At 72.7% G+C, this 19425-nt stretch carries 10 protein-coding genes; 8 read left to right on the forward strand and 2 right to left on the reverse strand.

Annotated elements, in window-relative coordinates:
• The first annotated feature begins 9 nt into the window (after window positions 1-9).
• The 3 genes from ABZX40_RS30395 to ABZX40_RS30405 all read left to right on the forward strand — a co-directional run bounded on the left by ABZX40_RS30395 (window position 10) and on the right by ABZX40_RS30405 (window position 3920).
• Window positions 10-1410, forward strand: a complete 1401-nt coding sequence (locus tag ABZX40_RS30395; protein WP_355735566.1) for a helix-turn-helix domain-containing protein — start codon at window positions 10-12, stop codon at window positions 1408-1410.
• Between the two features lie 321 nt (window positions 1411-1731).
• The gene (locus ABZX40_RS30400; protein ID WP_355735564.1) at window positions 1732-2997 is read left to right on the forward strand and encodes an FAD-dependent oxidoreductase; all 1266 of its coding nucleotides are present in this window, start codon (window positions 1732-1734) and stop codon (window positions 2995-2997) included.
• A complete protein-coding gene (locus tag ABZX40_RS30405; RefSeq protein WP_355735562.1) occupies window positions 2994-3920 on the forward strand; it encodes a hypothetical protein in 927 nt (308 codons plus the stop codon). Before ABZX40_RS30400 ends, ABZX40_RS30405 begins: the two co-directional genes overlap by 4 nt.
• Before the next feature lie 133 nt (window positions 3921-4053).
• Here the strand turns inward: ABZX40_RS30405 and ABZX40_RS30410 are convergent, their stop codons facing one another.
• Complete coding sequence (locus ABZX40_RS30410) at window positions 4054-4509, reverse strand: hypothetical protein (RefSeq protein WP_355735559.1); 456 nt, start codon at window positions 4507-4509, stop codon at window positions 4054-4056.
• Window positions 4510-5329: 820 nt separating this feature from the next.
• Between ABZX40_RS30410 and ABZX40_RS30415 the strand changes: the two genes are divergently transcribed.
• From ABZX40_RS30415 to ABZX40_RS30435, 5 genes are all read left to right on the forward strand, one after another.
• Window positions 5330-5680: a hypothetical protein gene (locus ABZX40_RS30415; RefSeq protein ID WP_355735779.1), complete on the forward strand. Its 351-nt coding sequence runs from the start codon at window positions 5330-5332 to the stop codon at window positions 5678-5680.
• A 1-nt stretch (window position 5681) separates the two neighbouring features.
• Window positions 5682-6092, forward strand: coding sequence for a peptidase inhibitor family I36 protein (locus ABZX40_RS30420; protein ID WP_355735556.1), 411 nt, complete (start codon window positions 5682-5684; stop codon window positions 6090-6092).
• A gap of 149 nt (window positions 6093-6241) precedes the next feature.
• Entirely contained in the window at window positions 6242-6730 is a 489-nt protein-coding gene (locus ABZX40_RS30425) for a hypothetical protein (protein ID WP_355735553.1), read from the forward strand.
• An 868-nt stretch (window positions 6731-7598) separates the two neighbouring features.
• Complete coding sequence (locus ABZX40_RS30430; RefSeq protein ID WP_355735550.1) at window positions 7599-7943, forward strand: hypothetical protein; 345 nt, start codon at window positions 7599-7601, stop codon at window positions 7941-7943.
• 5 nt (window positions 7944-7948) lie between these two features.
• Window positions 7949-17977, forward strand: a complete 10029-nt coding sequence (locus ABZX40_RS30435; protein WP_355735548.1) for a hypothetical protein — start codon at window positions 7949-7951, stop codon at window positions 17975-17977.
• A gap of 208 nt (window positions 17978-18185) precedes the next feature.
• Here ABZX40_RS30435 and ABZX40_RS30440 read toward each other — a convergent pair whose 3' ends face one another.
• Window positions 18186-19358 carry an acyl-CoA dehydrogenase family protein gene (locus ABZX40_RS30440; protein WP_355735546.1) on the reverse strand — a complete coding sequence of 391 codons (1173 nt, stop codon included), beginning with the start codon at window positions 19356-19358 and terminating at the stop codon, window positions 18186-18188.
• Window positions 19359-19425: the final 67 nt, after the last annotated feature.

A 19425-nucleotide genomic window follows, 5' to 3' on the forward strand; every position in this document is an offset into this window, starting at 1 on the left:
CTGGAGACGATGGGCGGCGACGCGGAGGTGGTGCAGCGGCTGCTGGCGGCGGCCGGCCGGTCCGGCGCGGGCCTGGTCGCCGAGGCGGCCCGGCTGACCGGCGGGTGGGCGGCCCTGGTCGACCCGCTCGCCGGCGCCGTCTACAGCACGCCCCGCTCCGCCGCCGCGGACGCGGAACACGCCGCCACGGGCCCGCCCGGCGACCCGGGCCCGATGCTCCACCCGGCGGCCGGAGCCGTCCTCGTCATCGCCCCCGCCGACAGCACGCCGGCCGAGCGCACCGGCCTCGTCGCCCGCACCACGGCCGCCCTGCTCCAGGTCCGGGCCCGCCGCGCGACGGAACTGCGCGCCCCTCAGATGCGCCTGCACACGGCTGCCCTGCGGCTGCTGCTGCGCGGTCAGACCGGCCCCGCCGCCGACATCCTCGGCACCGACCGGGCAACCCGGGCGACCGTGTACCGGCTCACCGGCAGCCGCCACGACCTGGAAGCCGCCCACCAGGCCCTGTGGCAGGCCGCACGGCCCTCCGCCGGACACCTGCTCATCAGCCTCCACGGCGACGACCTCGCCGTCATCGAACTCCACGGGGACGCCGGGAGCCGGACCCTGCTGCGGCTGGTCTCCCACGCCGCCGAACGCCACAGCCTCCTCGGCGGCATCGCCGACCCCGCCCCCCTCGACCTCGTGCCCGCCGCATGGACCGACGCCGCCTCCGCACGCAACACCGCAACCACCGGCCACCGTCTGGCACCCGCCCCCGCCACCGGTGACCTCGGCCTGCTGCGCATCGTCCCCCAAGCCCCCCTCGCGGCCTGGGCCGCAGCCGTCCTCGCCCCGCTCGGGCCAGACCAACGCCACCTCCTGGCCGTCTGGCTGCGCACCGGCAGCACCGAGGGCACGGCGACCGCCACCGGCGTCTCCGCCGCGACCGTCCGCGCCCGCCTCCACACCATCGCCGCGCTCCTCGGCACCGACCTCAACGACGCCACCGTCCAGGCCCACCTCCTCCTCGCCCTCCATCCCCCACCCGCCCCAACCACCGCAACCTCCACCGGCTGGAGGCCGCCCCCCGCCGACGTACTCGACCCCGCCCGCACCCGCGCCTGGGCCGCCGCCCTCCTCCACGGCCTCGACACCCGCCGCCGGACCGCGCTGCGCTGCTGGCTCGCCCACCGCGGCGCCACCGCACCCGCCGCCGCCGAACTCCACGTCCACCGCACCACCCTGACCCGCTGGCTCACCCAGACCGCAGACCACCTCGGCCTCGACCTCTCCTCCCCCACCACCCGCGCCGAACTCCACCTGGCCGCCCTCACCGACCCACCCACCGAGCTACCCCGCCGCGGCGGACGCACCTACCGGACCAACCCCCCACCCACGGCCAGCGCCTCACCGCCGGACCCGCAATGAGCCCGCCCGCCCTCCACACAGTCGGCGCGCGGGGACGAGGGCCCGCCCGCCGGGCACCGGCGAGCCACGACACCGCATCACAACAAGTCCCCCTCGACGCGTCAGCCGGAGTGACGGGGCTCCCTTCGGGACAGTGCGCCTGCCCTTCTGTGCGGAGTTCGGGGACCTGTGGGCCGAGCTGGTCCGGCATGACCTAGCCTCGGCCGGAACATCGGACTCTGCCTGTGCCCCGCACCGGCGAGCGGGACACAGGCAGACGATGGCGACGCAGCGGGGGTCTGCCAGTGGGGGTCGGGTCGCGGCAGGAAGGTGCGGGCTGACGTGGCGCGGATCGGCATAGTCGGCGCCGGGATCACCGGCCTGGCCACGGCGTGGCTGCTGGACGGCACGGGACACGATGTCGTCCTTCTGGAGAAGAACTCCTTCGCGGGCGGGCACGCGCATACCCTGACCGTGTGCCGCGACGGGGTGGTCGTCCCGGTGGACACGGCGTTCTCGAACCTCACGAGCGCGACCCATCCCACGTTCAAGGCGTTTCTGCGCCGTCTTGGGGTGGGAGTGGAGCGTTCGCGGGCCACGTTCACGCTGTACTCGGCGCCGGAGCGGCGCAGTCTGATGGTGCTGCCCTCCGGCCGCCCGGCCCATGTCGGCGCAGCCGTGCGACCGGGCGGGTTGCGGAACCTCGTCGCGTTCGGCAGGGCCATCGACGCCGCCGTCCCGCTGGAGGCGCACGGCGACTGGAGCATGCCCGTACGAGAGTATCTGCGGCTGCTGCCCGCCTTCGCGGCCCGGGTGATGGGGCCCTTCCTCGCCGGTCTGGTCGGGACGTCCATGGCGGAGGCCATGGAGTTCTCGGCTCGTGCGGCGATGAAGTTCCTGGTCTGTCCCCGGATCGACGGCACCCGGCTGGCGCTGGAGGAGTTGCGGGTGAAGGACGGGGCGGGCGCCTATGTAGGGGCGCTTCTCGCCCAGTTGGAGAAGGCCGTGGTCCGGCTGGACGCGGACGTCGTGGGCCTGCGCAGAGACGCCGGCCGTTTCCTGCTCACGGAACGCGGCGGACGTGAGCACGCCGTCGACCACGTCGTCCTGGCCACACCCGCCCGCCAGAGCGCGGAGTTGCTCTCGGGTCTCCCCGGTGCCGGGCCGCTGCGCCGTCTGCTCCAGCGCATCGAGTACTACGAGACGGCCATCGCGGTCCACAGCGACCCGGCCTTCATGCCCCGGCCCCGGGCCGCCTGGTCGTATGTGAACATGCTTCTCGACCACCGCGGCGAGTGCGAGAAGACCTTCTGGTGCGGGATGCGCGACGGCGTGAACGTGTTCCGCAGCTGGGTGACTCTCGGGGCGGTCGCGCCCCGCGAACTGCACGCGATGTACCGCTACGCCCATCCGCGTATGACTCCGGACTACTTCCGGACACAGGCCCGTCTCGCGGCACTCGGTCCGGGCGGGGACGGGTTGTGGCTGGCAGGCAGCTACCTGGAGGACGTCGACACCCATGAGAGCGGACTGCGGTCCGCGATGCGTGTGGTCGACGCCCTCCATCCCAGGCCCTCCGAGCAGTACGCGCCCGGCGGTGCCCCGTGAGCACCGGCCGGGGCGGCGAGGAGCGCACCGCCAGGTCCCACCCGTCCTGGGCGGCGACCGCACGCCTGGGCCACGACTACGAACGCCGTACCGGCGAGGACAAGCAGCGGCTTCTGTGGCAGCTGGTCCTCGCGTCGCGCTACCCGGTGCTGCCCGCGCCGCGCAGGGTGAGCGGCCTCCTTCCGGCCCTGCGGATCGCGAAGGGGCTGCTGCTCGGCGGGCGGGACACGTTCCGCCTGCCCGTCGACGCGCTGGAACCGCGCACCAAGCTCTCCCATCCGCTCGGCGTCGTGGCCACAGCGGAATTCCGTGCCCGGTCCGGCGCCGCTGCCGGTGCCGGTGCCGGGGGTGTCCTGGACGGCTGCCCGGTCCTGGTCCGGCTCTCCATCAGCGGCCACCCGGAGGAGGGCGGATTCTCACCGTCCATGGCCGTCAAGTTCCTCATCGACGGCCACCCCTCGGTGAACCTGCACGTGACCGCGTCGGCCGACGGCCAGGAGGGGCCACAGGAGTTCCTGCGGGATCCGCTCACGAACATTCTGCCCGAGCCGCTCTCGCCCGCCGCGAAGCTCTCCCGCCCGCTGCTCGCCCGTGTCATCGGGCTGCCGGACCCGTTCCGCACGGACATCGACCACCTCACCTTCCGTGACCGCTCGGGAGCGATCGACTACAGCGGCCGGGCTGCTCCCCACCAGATCCTCTTCCGGCCCTCACTCTCGCCCCGCCCGCCATGGCGCGCTGACTTCCGTGAGGAGCTGATGACCGTCGCGACCGGCAGTGAGCTGTACACGGCCCAGGTGAGCTACGCGCCCGGCGGCGGGTTCACCCCCATCGGAAGCCTCGTGACCACCTCCGGGTTCGCCGCGTCCGCGTTCGGTGACCGGAGCCTGCACTTCCAGCACCGGCGCCGGGGAGTGCGCTGAAGAGGCCGCCGGGGACACAGAGGTGGGGTCAGGGTGCGGGGACGGCGTCCTCGCGAGCCGCTGACTGGGGGCCCTCGCCGCCGTTGTCTTCGGGGCCGGTTCTGGCTGCGCCGGGCGGCAGTTGCATGTGTATTCAGTCCGAGTCCGAGAGGAGCCGGTGTCGGGGGTGACCTGGGAGCGCAGGAGATTGTTGAGGGCGGCGCCCGGGGAGGTGCCGCGGCCTGTGGGTCGGGCCATCCGTCGTCACCCTCGGGGATGATCGCGCCGATTGGGTGAACTCGACATTGTGCAGGGCGATGAGGGTGTGACCTTCCTGGACGGCTTTCAACGCGACGGTCCAGTGGCGGACGGAGGTCTCGGCGACCATGCACATACGCCGGTCCGGCCGCCAGAACGGGGAGCGCTGTGACGGGCGTTTGGGCCACAGCAGGCGCAGGCGCAGCGCGATGGACAGCCGGGTCACGTTCGCCTTGTAGGGGTCGCCGCCAACGTGGACGCGTTTGGTGCGTGCCTTGCGGGTGGCCTCGTAGAAGGGCTTGACGAGGGACTCGTTGTACTTGCCGGTCCAGGAGTCGTGGATGGTCGGCATCTCGGCGAGGTGGCGGTCTCGGACCAGTCGTTCGGGTTGCTTGATGTGCGGGGTGGTGACCCAAACGCGGTCAGTACGTGCGGTCCTGCGCGCGGCGGCGAGGCCCAGGACGCTGCCGCTGACGCTCGGGCGGGCAGGCCACCAGCGTCAAGCGGTCCGGCTGCGGACCACCCCTCGGGGCGTCCAGGCCCCACCAGCCCGAACGCCGGGACGGCGACCGTACCTCCGGTGAGCACAGACCCGATGGCATCGCCGACTGTGGCAGCAAGTCAGCGTGCTGCGCGGCCACGGTCCTCGTCCCGGCGGTTCACCGGCGCTGACGTACCAGCGAGTACTGGGCACTGCGGGCCTCAGCACGGCCGGGGCGGTGTCCAGATGTGCAGAAGGAGTCCGCACAACAGGCAGCTCCCACTGACTTCCTGGCCACCGCCCGGCTCGGTGCGAGAAGGTAGGACACATCGGGAAGCTCTCCATCCGTGGAATCGGCTTCCCGGTGTGCACCGGCACGCACCCTCCCCGCAGGGCCAGACCCGTTGGGGCTCAGGTGTCATGCCGGGCAACAGGAACTGCCTCACCCGAGCCTTGTCCATCCCCCGTAAGGCTCGGGCGAGGCGCTAACGGCCGTCGCTTCGTGGGGGAGGCGGCGGTCTTCCTGTGTTCTCCTCCGGCGCGCCGGTCCTCCCGGAGAGGACGGTCAGGCGCCGTTCCTCCCACCCGGTCGCGTGAAGAGGGTAGAGGGCGCAGGGCCTTCGGGCTATTCCCGTGTGGTGCCGGGCATGAGACAGACCCGTGAAGCGCAAGTGGCGGCACCGAGCCTGGCCTGGTGGCGGTGGCTGCCGCGGATGACGAGACCGCATTCGCCGTCCGGGAGTTGCCCGCCGCGCGGTGCGTGAGTCGCCACCCGCTGGAGCCCGCGGAAGCCCGCCCAGCACTACGTGGGCGCTCCCCCACCCGCCGCACCCCAGCCACAGCAGGCGGTCAGAGCCTCAACAACACCCCTGGCTCTCTCGTGGACAGGCCGCGACAGCCCCTCTCGATCGGCCAGTTCACTCATTGCCCGAGCCGAGGGATGTGTACGAATCTCGCCCCAGGCGGCGAAGCGCAAGTAGGGGGACCGGCTGGCAGCGTGATCCCTTCGGGGGGTGACGCAGCACAGAAGACCAGGAGTTGACATGAAGAGCATGAAACGCGCGCGCGGATTTCGCCTCGTACTGACCGGTGTCGCCTTTGCCGGCCTCGCCGTTGTCGTGCCGCCCGCGTCAGCCAATGCGGCGACAGCCGCGTACTCGGACTGTCCCAGCGGCAACGTGTGTTTCTACACCGGCACCGGCGGCACCGGCTCTCGGTGCAACTGGAGCAACGCCGACTCCGACTGGGCGTCAGGGGCCATCACCTGTTCCTGGGCCCTGACCAGTCCGGCTCGCTCGGTGTACAACCACGGAACTTCCACCGCCTTCACCGCGGTCGCCTTCTACCACGGCGTGAATCACACCTCCTACAACGGATGCATGGGGCAAGGATGGGCGGGCAACATCGGCCCCGCATATCTGCGCTCGCACCAGTGGGTCACGTTCGCCTGCTGACAGCCAGTCGGCCGCAGCTGTCTGCCCGTCCCGGCCTCGCGCTCATCCTTTGGTCGCTAGATGCAGTCGTGCGTGCGTGAGTGACGGCGGTGACGCCTCGGACCGCTATCGCGCCGCGCTCCGGTGGTGAGCCAGGGCAGCACGGCGGGGTGGCCGATCTGCTGTGGGCTGACGTGAAGTGCTTCTTCGACCCGGACGTGATGGGGGCGTACCCGGATGTGCGTGTCCCGGATGCCTCGGTGGAGGACTGGCAGGCGGTCCTCGGTCTTGTCTCGGAGAAGGGCTGGACATGTCAGTCCTCCGAGGGAGGGATGGTGCTACCGGTGCCCCGGGCGGAAGCAGTACTGTCCCGCCCGGCGGATGCCGATTGCCCGGACCTGCGGGTCTGGCCGACAGCCGACATATTGGCGATCTTCCGTTTCCATGCCGACGATGAAGTCGACTTCGACATCGACCTGCGGGAGTTGCAGGGCCAGGATCGGCTCGATGTGTTCTGCGGATTCCTTCGGGAGATCGGGCGTCTGCTGGGCAAGCCCGTGCTGATGGACCCGGAAGGCGACTCCGGCCATCAAGTGCTCGGCTTCGACGTCGAGGCCGATCGAATCGTTCTCCTCGCAGACAACGTGCAGGTCAGGTGACTGAGGCCGACGGCCGCGGTCCGTAGAGGGCCCCGTCACAGAACATGGCGCACAGAACGTCGGCTCCTGGCATCAACGTCATGAGCTGCGAGAGAGGGTGAGCCTCCAGCAGTTCCTCGACCCGTCCGGCCCGCCGACCGCCAGCGCTGGTCAAGCCCCGTCCGTCGGCGAGGCGGGCAGGCTCGGGACGATCAGCTCCGCACCCGCGCCCGCACCCATACCACCGAGTCCGCTCACGGCGGGACACGGCGCCAGCTTCTCCAGGCTGACACAGCGACGCCCCGGGGCGACCTCGGTCAGGTCGGCGCACTGCGGAGTGTCCGGCTCAGCAGCGCTCGTACGGCGCCGCTGGACGCGGACGTTATCGGAGGCACCGCCCGTGGACCGGGGGACGACCGGGCCGTGACCCGGCTTCCCGAGGCCGCGCCGGGCCCATCGCTGCGACAGACCAGGGTAGAGGGCACTGCGGGAACGGGCACACGCCGGTCGATGGACAAGAGCATGCGGGTCGCGCTGCTCCAACGTCCGCTCGACGTGTCGGGCCCGTGCCTGCCCCGCCGCACCGAATCGCCGACAGCCTCGTTCAAGATCTATTCACGTGTCGGATGTGGCCGGGATGCCCACTGCACCTACTTCGGTGGTGACGTGGTTTCGCCCCCGGGATCAACGGTGTTCCGCGGACGGGAACGCGCTGCGGGACGCAGTCCGGAACGCTCTGCGGGACGGTCTTCGGAACGCTCTGCGGGACGGTCTTCGGGGTGGCCGATGGCAGCCCGCCTCGGTGGTCCGGCCGTCGGCGGTCCGCAGGGGTCGTGCAAGCCCCGGCTGGGGTCGGGTGGCCCGCTGAACACGGATCGAGGTAACCGACATGCCCGAGAGCAGCACCTTCGCCGCGACGCCGAGCGGTATCAGGATGGGCGGCAGGAACTTCGACGCGCTGGCTCAGCTCACCCGTACCGGGCACAGTGCGTACGACGACCGGTCCCGGCAGTACCCGCAGCGGCCGACCATCGGCGATCCGAGCGACAGGACGGTCCAGGAGATCCTGTCGACCTACATCCCGATGCAGAATCAGATTTCGGACACCGTCGACCAGCTCTTCACCGCCATTCTGCGGCTCAGTGAGCTGGTCACGTCCACCGCCGACAGCTTCACCGACCAGCAGAGCACCGCGCTCGACGAGATCCACGGCGGCAACCGGAACCGGCGCTGACAGCCATGGCATCCGACGCGCTCAACGGGCTCTTCCTCGTTCTCACGGGCGAGGAGATGCCGGACGCCAGTCCGCTGCGGATCCGTACCGATCTACAGCAGCCGCACGAGGATCTGGGGAAGGTGCTGGAGCGGTTCCAGGAGTTGGTGGCCCAGATCTCGCGGCAGGTGTCGGCGAACGCGACCGGGGAGTGGGACGCGGCCTTCGTGGCGGCGATCCGGACACTGGCGTCGAGCAGCGGCGGTGACGCGCTGGAGCAGTTGAAGCAGGCGAGCCAGGAGGTGGCGCGTTTCGCGAACGAGGCCGCCTATCAGGTCGAGTACACGAACCGGATGATCATCGCGCAGTTGATCATGTTCGTGTTCGAGTGGGCGCTGACGCTGGTCATGGCGGTCTTCAACCCGGCCGGCGCACTGATCAGACAGACGTTTCTGCGGTCATGGTTCCAACTGGTCCTGCGCAGCGCCCTGTTCCGGCTGCTCGCGACACTCGCCGCGCACCAGCTCACCAACATCGGGGTGGGGGCGGCCATGGATCTGCTCGTGCGCTGGTCGCTGGCCCGGGAAGGCAGGCACACGGGGCACGGCGGGGACTATCTGCGGCAGGCGGTGGCGTTCGGGGCGGTACAGGGGGCGTTGTCGCCGTTCGTGTCACCGCTCGCGGGCGCGTTCGCCCGAGGGCTGTGGAAGGGGTTCGGGCAGCGTACCGCCAGGGATCTGCTGGGTGTCATGGGGACGGTGTTCGGGAAGAACGCCGACGACCCGGCGGCGGGCGGAGTCACCCGGATCGTGGACCACCTGGCCCGCGGCCGGACCCTCGACGCCGCCAGCCGTGAGGCGTTCACACACGGCGCGGGTGAGCTGTTCGCCCGCCGATTCGGGGACTTCCCCGACGGCGTTGCGACCCGCGACCTGGGCCGGGAGTGGGCGGGCACACTGCTGGACGACCTTCACCACGCGGGCACCAAGCGCCTGTCGGACACCCTCGACACCGTGCTGGCCAAGGGCTTCCCGCCCGGGGACGGGATACGGCGGGCGCTGTCGTCCGACGTGAGCCGGGCCCTGGCCCCCGACTGGGGCCACAAGTTCGGCAGCCACTTCAGCACCGGCCTGATGGCGGGCGTGCACGGCAGCGCCTCCGAACTCGTCTACAACGGGATCACCACCCAGGAACTGGAGACCGGCTCCGGCACCTTTGTCTCCAGCGTGGTCGGGGACCGGCTCAGCCGGGGTATGGAGTTCGGCGGCGAGACCACCGGCAGACGCGTCAAGGAAGCCTTCCAGGATGTGCTCAAGCTGCTCGCCCCACCGCCGCCGCCCGCCGCTTCCCCACCCGGCACCGACCGGGTCGCGTCCCCGGCACCGCCCCCGTCCCGGCCCGATCCGACGCGGGAGGAGAACGCCCCCGACGTCACTCGGGCTCCCCGCCACACGGACAACGCCGGGCAGCGCGCCCCGGGCACTCTGCACCTAGCCGTGGAGCGTGCCGACGTGCGGGCCGTAGGGCTATCGACGTTGCCCGATGGCCTCGTTCCGCTGGAACTGCTGGCGCTGGAGCTGTACCCGCAGCCCATCACGGACGCGACGGACACCCCCGCAGGCGGCGGTGCGCGGGCGGCCGTGACCGGGGACGGCCCCGACGCCGACCCTCGTGACGCCGCGCACTCATCCCTTCCCGGCTCCGGCTGGCAGCCGGTCGCATCCTGGCAGTCGCTGACCGACGCCCTGCACCGGGCCGGTCCCGGCTCCACCGCGCTGATCCTCACCCAGCACTCCGCCGGCCCGGACCACGGCTACGCCCTGCACCTCACGGACGAGGGACCCCGCTGGGTCGATACGCGGGCTCCCGCCGACCGCCGCATCACCGAGGAACCCCCCGCCAACCTCCCTGACCGTCCCGGCACCGCTGCCGCCGCCCGTGCCGTCGTCCTCTCCCCCGACGGGCTGGTCGTACCCGATGCCCTGGTCGTACCCGGCGACCTCGTCATATCCGGCGGCCTGGTCGTACCCGGCGCCCTGTCCGTCGTCGCGGGCACGGACACCTCCATGGACACGGCCACCATCGAAGCCCCCGGTACCGCCGCCGACCCACCCGCGCGGCAGGGCGGCACGGCGCTGGGGACCGCGTCCGGATCCTCCTTCCCACCGGGCGAGCTGCCGGACGGCGGCCATCTGCCGGACGGCGGCCACCCGTACGCAACGGTTCTGGCCGTGCACGTCTCCGGTGCCACGCTGGTGCTCGACGAGGCCGTCCACCACCGGACGCCCGACGGCGGGCCGTACGACAGCGAGAGCGCCGCCCGTGAAGCCGGTGACGGGCTCCACGACAACGAGAGCACCGCCCCGGAAGCCGGTGACGGACAGTACGACAACGAAAACACCGCCCCCGAAGCCAGCGGCGGACAATACCAGCGTGAGCTGCGTCTGATCCCGGAGCCGAAGCCGCCACTGCGCGCGCTGCCCGGCGAGGGCGGGAGCGAGAGCGAGAGCGGGCCCCCGTCGGACGAGAGGACAGGGCTCCGCCAGCCCACGCGTGAACTGCTGCCGCCTCCGGGTCATCTCCCGGACGGGCCCGTGCCCTTGGGGCGTCTGCTGGCCGGTGCGGACGGCTGGCGGGTGACACCCGGGGCGGAGCAGATCCAGGTGAATCCGGCAGCGGCCGGTTCCAGCGACATAGGCCATGTCCGGTCCACCTCCGCCGCCCCGCCCTCGGGAAACACGCAACCCGCGCCCGAACCCACGGCCCCTGTCCGGGACGGCACCCAAGTCGACCTGCCCGCCGGGCCTTCCGCCGCTCCTTCCTCCGGTCGGCACGCCGATCAGCCCTCCGGCCTCCCGCCCGGCCTCTCCTCCGGTTCCCCGGGCACCTCGCCCCGGCCCGAGGTCTCCGTGCGCGGCGCCGACGGCCGCTGGGCGTCCGCCACGCGCTACCCCACCGTGGACGAGGCCCTGGTGAACCGATGGCGGGCGCGTTTCGACGAGGCCAACGGCCGGCTGGGCAAGCTGCCGCCCGCGGTCAGCGAAGGCTGGACCCGGCAGGCGCAGGAGATCATGGACGGCACCCACCAGCCGCCACCGCCCACCCGCCTCGATCTGTCCGCCGAGGAACAGTCATACCTGGACTTGCACGACGCCTTCGCCGCGCTGATCGCCCGTGAGCTGTACCACCACTCGGCGGACCCCCGCCCGCCCCTGGTACGGGCGCAGGAGCTTTCGCTGCGGCTGCGTGAGGAGTTCGGTACCCGTCCCACCCGCTTCCACCAGGGCGGTGGCACGTCCCAGTCCCAGTCCCAGTCCCATTCCCCGTCCCATTCCCCGTCCCTGGCGCATCCACATCCACATCCGCATCCGCGGACCGGCACCCCCGTACCCACTGTCCTCGACCGGACCGGAGCCGACAGCGGCACCGGGGCCCGGACCTCGTCCCACCCGGACGCCCGGACGCCGTACCGGCACGTCGGCGTCGAGACGGCCGGGCCTTCCCGGCTCGGTCCCGGCGAGAGCGGGTCCGAGGCACCGCCCCCGCCGCCGCCCGCCTGGATCGGCCAGGATCTCGACCAGCGGCGCCCGCCCCGGCTGGACCGGACCCTCGGTCCCCCCGAACTGGTCGCGCGGCCGGTGCGGTTCACCGACGGGACGCGGCTGCCGCTCTACATGGGCGGTATGGGGTCGCTGCTGTCGTTCCTGCCGGAGCCCGTGCGGCAGGGCTCGTACTCCTTCGGTCAGTCGGACCGGGTGCTGCGCGGCGTCGAGTCGGTCGTGGACGAGCTGGCGGTCCGGCTGGGCGCGGTGCCGGACGTGCGCCCGGTCCCCTCGCGCACCGGCTTCCTGACCGGCGACGGCCTGCTGGACGACGTACGGCAGCGGCTCGAACGGACCCCGCAGAACTTCTTCGGCGACGGTCAGCGGTTCGTGTACGACACGGTGGACGGGCCGACCCGGATCCTGACGGTCACCGCGCGGCCGTACGAGCGCTGGGAGCGCTTCGCGTTCGGCTACGCCAACCCCGTGAAGCTCGACACGATGGTGCGGGACACCCGGGGCACCGGGGTGAACTCGGTGCAGAGCACGGCCACGTCCCTGCTGCCGAGCCTGCCACTGGGCCCGGCCCGGCAGGCCCTCACCGGTTGGGTGCGGCTGTCCGCGCAGCTCACCAAGGGCAAACGGGTGCAGTACACCATGCAGAACGTGGTGGCCGCGCAGAACGAGACCCGCACCACGGACGGCTCGCACGCCCATCTCACCCACGTCTGGTACGCGTTCGAGGTGACCGACGGGGACGGCCGACCGGACCGCGCCGTAAAGCCCCTGGCCCGGTTCGGATTCGCCGTGCGCAACGGGCTCCTCGTACGGCTGGCTGACAGTGTCACCACCCCGCAGCCAGAAGCGGTGCGTCAGGGGCTGCCGGAATCTATGGACCTGGGACCCGGCACCCACTACCGGATGATGACGAGCGAGGGGTACGGGCCGCTGGCGCATGTCCGGGACTGGGCGGTGGCGCAGGCACGGGTCAGCGCCGACGGTATCGCCGCGTCGCAGCTGAGCGACTTCTTCTCCACCGAGGGCTTCCACCGCATGGCGCGGACGCTGGCCACCGGGCCGGTCACCACACCACCGCTGTTCCGGGACGACGCCGGGCGCGATCCGATCGGGGTGTTCTCGGTGCGGGTCACCCCCGGCCGGGCGGTGCTGATCGACGCGACGAAGGCGGCGGAGGTGCGGGACATCCTCCAGAGCACGATCCGCAACGAACGCGTGGTCACGAAGTCCCGCGGTGCCGAGGTGACCGTCTCGGGCGGGCCGTCGTTCCAGTTCTTCGGTCTGCTGGGCGACCTGCTGGACCTGCGGCTGCTGGTGGGCGCCCAGGCCCGCTACGGGGCCTCGTCGACCCGTTCCTACGCGACCGGCGGCACCGGCGCGATCCGCACGGCCGCGCAGATCAAGGGCGAGACCACCGGCCTGTACCTGGTCCAGAAACGGGTCACGGTCACCGCGCCGCCGGACACCCGGGCGGCCCGCCCCGGCCAGGCACGCGAGGGGCAGCGGCCGGGGCGGCTGCGCAAGAACCCGCCCGAGCGGTGGAGCGAGCCGCCGCGCTCACGGACCTTCGACACCTGGAGCCTGGAGCGGCTGCCGCTGGCCGAGGCGCGCAGGCTGGCCGGGCTGGAGCCGCCCTCGTCGGCCGGCGATGCCGGGCCCGAACCCGCCGTTCCGCCGTATCTGAGTGTGGACCGGCCCGCGACACTCGGGATGAGCCGGGTCGAGGAGTTCTCCTTCGCGGGCGGGGAGCGGCTGCGGACCGGGGACGACGGACAGCGGCGGACACTGCCCGAGGACTTCGCCGACCGGGTGCTGCGGGCCGTGGCGGACGCCTACCCGGATCTGGTGGCGCGGCCCGCCGAGCTGAACCCGGGCGATCCGCGCTGGCGCGACGCCGACCACTTCCAACTGGTCCTCAACAACACCCTGGAGATCCTCAACACCCTCAGCCACCAGAGCATGGCGGGCAACCTGGAGACGATGACCACCACGGGCCTGCGGATCGCCCTGTTCGGCTCCGGCCACGCCACCCGGGAGCGCCGCTATGTGTGGGTGGACGCGCGGCTGACGGGACGGCGGTACGAGGGGACCCGCCAGGATCTGCGGCTGCGTCAGAGCGCCCCGGGCAGCGAGAGTCTGGGCGGGCAGCAGACCGGGGCGCGCGGTCTGCACCTGGGTGTGGAGGGTCTGCTGTCGGGGCGGGACACGGCCACCGACGACATCGGGGCGCCGCTGCGCAGCGGCACGGCCTCGGCGGGGGTGACGTTCTCCTGGCGCAAGGAGTCGGAGAGCGGCTACGGCCCCTCGGCGACGCACGAGGCGCTGGCGATCGGGACCAAGGGTTCGCACCTGTACCGCTACGACCTGACCCTGACCGCCAAGCGGGGCGGCTTCTGGCGGCTGCGCGGCATGCTGCGGGGCGCACTGCTGCTGAATGTGCTCGGCACCCAGCCGTTCGTGGTGTCGGAGCCGGAGACCACCTTGCTCGGCCCGGACGCCGGGGCGGGGAGGGAAGGGTCGGGGCGGGGGGCGGGAAGTGAGGCGTCTGGGCGGGGGGTGGTGGGTGAGGCGTCCGGGCGGGGGGCGGGGAGTGAGACCTCGGGGCGGGGGGTGGTGAGCGAGGCGTCCGGGCCGGGGCCGGGGAACGAGGCGACCAGGCGGGTAGCGGGGAACGAGGGGTCCGCGCGCGGGGCGGTGATCGGCGAAGTGGTGCTGAGCGTGCCGGTCGAGCACGCGCCGACCGGGGCACCCGGCGGGCAGCCGTCCGAGGCGGCTCGGCCCGGACAGCCCGCGCCCTCGACCCGGGTGCGGGTGGGTGAGATGCGCCGACGGGAGGCGCTGAATCTCGCGCTGGCGGAGCGTTCGCTGGCCGACGGGCTGCGGCGCAGGGCCCCGGAGCACCAGCGCCATCCGCTGCTGACGCTCTCGGTGGTCGCGGACCCGGTGCTCACCCGTGCCGTGGAGGACGTGCTCGCGTCGGCGTCCGGCGGCTCGTGGCAGCTCACCCGCCAGGGGGCGCCGGTGCACGACGCGGTGCTGCGGGTGTTCCAGGGCCCGTACCTGACGGCGAACTTCGACCAGAGTTCCCTGTCGACGGGCTGGCGGGCGTCCGGGCTGTGGGCGAAGCTGCCGTACCTGGACCGTACGTCGGTGGTGGCACACCGCACTCGGCTGGTGCCCACCAGTCTGGTCGCCCTGACCCGGGGGGTGCCGATCGACACGGAGACGACGATCGGCGGCGCTCTCACCACGAGTGGCCGTTCCACCCGGACGAGTACGGTGTCCGTGGGCGGCCAGATGGTGTTCCAGACCGCGCACGGCGGACGGCCGGGCGCCCTGGGCACATACGGCCTGGTCGTGAGTCCGTACCGGCTCGACCGGTCGGCGGGAGTGTCCGTCACCCGTACCGCGCTGTCCGAGATCAATCGCAAGGACATGGGCCGTCAGGTCCTGGTGTCCGGGGACGTGCTGCACGAGATCGCCGCCGCCTCCAGCGTGGTCGGCGCCGACGCGACCCGGCATCGCCATGTCCCGGCCGCGCTGGCGGGCGCGGCCGGGCGCAGGGTGCTGGTGCCGGGCGGCTGGGTGGGGCACCTCCCGGAGAAGAGCGCCTACCGGCTCGGGGTGCTGCGGGACTCCTACGGGGACGTTCCGCTGTACCGCGACCGGTCCTGGTCGCCGCAGCCCTGGCTGCTCGGGCACTCCTTCGGCGGCTTCCCGGTCGGCTCGCTGGACACCGCGTCGGTGGTCAGTGACTTCGACCGCAGGCTGAGTCCGCTGGGGCTGACCAGCATGGACCGGGATCTCATCCACCGGCTGGTGTCGGGCCGGGTGGCCCGCGCACTGGGCGGGGAGCAGACCGGGCCCGGCCTGTCGGCGCCCGCACGGATCGGCCGGTGGGGCGCGCAGTGGGCCGGGGTGTGGATCGGGCACCGCAGGGTGCGGGTGCGGGCGGAGCTGATCGCCGTACCGGGGCCGGGCGGCTCGCTGGACGGCGGAAGCGAACCCGGCGAACCCAGCGCACGCGACAACCGGAGCGAACCCCGCGGGAACAGCAATCGGAGCGAACCCGGCGGGAGCCGGAACCGCAGCCGACTCAGCGCGAGCGGCAACCGCAGTGAACCCGGCGGGAGCGGGCCGGGGTTCGGCGGGCTGGGCCACAGCGTGGAGCTGGAGGAGCACCGGCAGGCCGTGGAGATCGTCCAGGAGAGCCGCAACCGGACCTCCGGCAGCAGTGTCGGCACCACGGCGTCGGTCGCCGTGCACACCGGTGATCCCGTGGCACGTGCCGCCGGTCCCACCTGGTCGGAGGTGGGTGTCACCCAGCGCAACACCACCCAGAGCCATTCCGAGGGCCGCGTCACCATCGCCACCGCCACCACCACCCAGGCCCACGGCGAGTACGTCACCCGCTACCGGCTGCGGCTCACCGCCGAGATCGACGGCGGTACCGCCATCGTCTCCGAGGGCGAGGCCGGCGACCTGGTCGGGCACTACCCGCTGAGCCTCATGCGACCGGACCCGGCGGATCCGAGCGGGCCCGTGGAGCCCGGTCCGCTGGCCCCGCCCCGGTTGCCGCCACCCGTCCCTCCCCGCAGGGCGGTCGTGCCGGGCACCGCCGGTTCCCGTCCGCACCCGGCCGACGGTGACAGCGCGCGGGCGTTCACCCTGCCGGAGGACGGTTTCAAGGTCCGCCGGATCACCGGCCTCGACGAGGTGCACGCGACCGCGACCCTGGCCCTGGCCGCCGCGTACGACACCGCGTTCCCGACCGCCGGGGAGACGGACGCGGCACTGCTGGACCGGGCGCGCAACACCCCGCTGACCCGGCACGGCGGCGGTCCGGCGCAGAACCTGGCGGACGCCCTCAGCAACGGCGCCCTCACAGCGTTCTACGACCGCACCCTGACCGCCGAGGGCTACCAGGTGCCCGGTCTGACCCACCGTGGGTTCTTCGGCGGCGCGGACGGCGAACTGCGGCTGTACTCCCGGCCGGACCTGCGCCGCGCCGAACTGCTCACCATCGCGGACGCGATGAAGCACGAGGCACCGCGGCGGGACATGCACGGCGGCGGGATGTCCGTCTCCCGGCTGGCCGCGAACCAGTCCTCCATCGGCGGCGGTCCGCTGGTCACCGCCCAGGGCACCGGCACCAATCAGATGGGCGCGGCCGGACCCGGCGACTCCTCGGCCGACTCCGACGCGCTGGCCGCGACCGGCGACCGGCTGTCGTCGGTCAACGTCAAGCCGAACCCGTCCCGCTCCTTCCTCTTCGCCATCCCCACCACCTGGCAGGCCGTGGCGTCCGTCCACCACCATGTGCGGGGCAGCGCGGTCGCCCGCACGGTCTTCGGTGATCCCCGGCGCGGGCCCCAGACGTGGGAAGCGGGCACCACCGTGCTCGCCTGGGTGCGGGAGGACATCGCCCGCTCGCTGGGGCTGATCGACGCCCAGGGCTTCCCGCCGGAGGCGTCCGCCGCGTGGCACGCGGTGACCGAGGCGGACAAGGCGTGGAGCGCCGCCGACAAGGCGTACTGGGATCTGCGGCGCGGTCAGGGCGCCGACCACGACGGCGCGGTGGAGTCGGCCCGGCGGGCTCTCGGCGAACTCACCGCCGACGCCCCCGCCGAGGAGACGGTCACCGCCCGCACTGCCCTCGCCGACGCCGAGGCCCGCCGGGAGGCGTTCGCCGGTCGGCTGGACGTCCTGCGGACCCGCGCGGAGCATCTCGCCGACGTCTACGCCCAGGTCCGCGAGTCCACCGACCGGCTCACCCGCTGGCACTGGCTGAACGCCACCCCGGACGGCCGCCGCCTGCTGGGCGCCACACCCCGCCCCGACCGGGTGACGTTCCCCCCGTCCGGCGCCGCGGAGCCACCGCCGGGGCGGCCGGGCATCGCGACGATCAGCGGGGCGGCGGCACGGAGTCGGCCGACTGAGACACCGGCCAGGACGGCAGGCCCCCACCCGACGCCTCCCGGCACCGGCCAGGACCCCGCACACCACCGCCCCCCGTGGCAGGACGCGGGCAACCAGGAGCCCGGCGTACGCCGCTACGACGCCGCCGCCGACCACCGCACCCTGACCGCGCTGGACCCCGGCGGACGGGTCACTGTGTACGACCTGGTACCCCCGGACGGGGACGCGCACGGCCTGCACGATGCCGTGCGGACGGCGGGCATCACGGACCTGCCGCTGGCACTCCCGGCCACCGCTGGTGCCATCGCGCGGGCGCTGCGCATCGGTCTGACGGTGGTGGCCGAGGACGGCTCACACGCCTATTTCCCCGGCGCCGAGGGCACGTTGCCGCAGGTGGTGGTGTATCGGCGGGGCGACGACTATCTGGCCGCCCGGCCTCGCAGCCGGGATCAGGGCCGGGGACAAGAACAGGGGCAGGGGCAGAGTCAGTCGAGTCTGTCGCGCCGGATCGAGGAGTTGTTGACCGCGGCGTTCGATCCGCCTCCCGGACCCATCGGACCGACGGTCCAGGACTGAGCCGAGGGGTATGCCGCGACAGGTCGCCGGACGAGGAGCCCGTCGCCGGGCGAAGAGCCCGCTCCGTCCACTCCTCCTTGCCCGACTGCGGCCGGGCGCAGTGCACGATCAGCCCGGCCCAGCGCGCCACGGGCACCCCGCCCGCACACTGATCCGGTCCCGCCGCAGCCGACGCCACGGCGGGCATGCCGTCCCCAGCGCCACCCGCTCACACCCCCTCCCCGCTCACCACCCCCCGCCGCAGTTCCCGGAACACCGTCAGCAGCTGGACCTCGCTGGACCCCTCGTAGATGGTCAGGGCCCGTGCGTCGCGCCAGCGCTTCTCCACTCCGTGGTCGGCGGCGATGCCGCGCCATCCGTAGAGTTGGAGGATCTCGTTGGAGGCGCGTACGGCCAGGTCCGTGGCGTAGTACTTCGCCATCGCGCTCTCGCGGGCGAACGGCAGGCCCCGGTCCGCCAGCCGCGCCGCGTCCCTCAGAAGCGCGCGGGCGGCGGACAGTTCGACGTGGAGGCGGCCGAGGGTCAGCTGGACATGGCTGAGGGTGTCCATCCGCTCGTCCGGATAGACGCGGCGCTCACCGACCCACTTCACGGCGTCGCGGAGCAGCGCCGTCACCAGGCCCGTGCCGCAGGCGGCGCCGCCGAGGCGGATGGTGGCGAGCAGTCGGCCGAGGAGGTGTTCGCCGTCGCCCACCCCGCCGATCAGGGACACCGGTTCGAGAGGGACGTCCCGGAAGGCGACCGGAGGTGTGGGCAGGCAGCGGAAGGCGGCCTTCGTGATGTTCTCGCCCACCGTCACACCGGGGGCGTCGCGCGGGACGGCGAAGAGGGACAGGCCGCGTCGGCGGGAGTTCACCACGGTGTCGACGAGGACCATGAACACCTCGGCGACCGTGCCGTTCCCCGTCATGCACTTGGCACCGTTGAGCAGCCAGCCGGAGTCCGTACGGACCGCGCGGGTGCGGGCGGCGAGGAGGTTGGAGCCCTTGTCGGGTTCGGTCAGGGCCAGGGCCGCGTAGCCGCCACGGCGGAGGAGGCCGGTGACGAACAGTTCCTTCTGCTCCGGGGTCCCGGCGTCCAGCACCGGGTGCAGCGCGCCGCGGTTGAACACCATCGTCCAGGTCATCGGCGCGCAGACCGCGGCCAGTTCACCGACCCCGTCGGTGAACTCCTCGCTCGTCAGCCCGGCGCCTCCCACCTCCTCGGGGAAGGGGGCGGTGAGCAGGCCCTCGGCCGCCGCCCGTTCATGTACGGCGAACGGGAACTCCGCCGCCTCGTCGAGCGCGCGGGCCTGCGGCTCCATGACCTCCCGCGCGAACGTACGGCACACCCGCCACCACTCCGGTCCGTCGGTGCGGGACGCCGCTGTTCCCTCCGCCATGCCACTCCCCCTCCGGTCGTCCCTCCAGGCCATTGCCAGGCCGTTGAACCAGGTCGTTCTGCCCGGT

It is taken from the genome of Streptomyces sp. NPDC004610 (assembly GCF_040609715.1).
Lineage (GTDB): Bacteria > Actinomycetota > Actinomycetes > Streptomycetales > Streptomycetaceae > Streptomyces.

What these genes read in the sequence shown, in the direction of transcription:
- ABZX40_RS30395 (WP_355735566.1), top strand. Translation starts at nt 10, where the DNA reads ATGGGCGGCGACGCGGAGGTGGTGCAGCGGCTGCTGGCGGCGGCCGGC.
- ABZX40_RS30420 (WP_355735556.1), top strand. Translation starts at nt 5,682, where the DNA reads ATGAAGAGCATGAAACGCGCGCGCGGATTTCGCCTCGTACTGACCGGT.
- ABZX40_RS30430 (WP_355735550.1), top strand. Translation starts at nt 7,599, where the DNA reads ATGCCCGAGAGCAGCACCTTCGCCGCGACGCCGAGCGGTATCAGGATG.
- ABZX40_RS30435 (WP_355735548.1), top strand. Translation starts at nt 7,949, where the DNA reads ATGGCATCCGACGCGCTCAACGGGCTCTTCCTCGTTCTCACGGGCGAG.
- ABZX40_RS30440 (WP_355735546.1), bottom strand. Translation starts at nt 19,358, where the DNA reads ATGGCGGAGGGAACAGCGGCGTCCCGCACCGACGGACCGGAGTGGTGG.
- ABZX40_RS30410 (WP_355735559.1), bottom strand. Translation starts at nt 4,509, where the DNA reads ATGCCGACCATCCACGACTCCTGGACCGGCAAGTACAACGAGTCCCTC.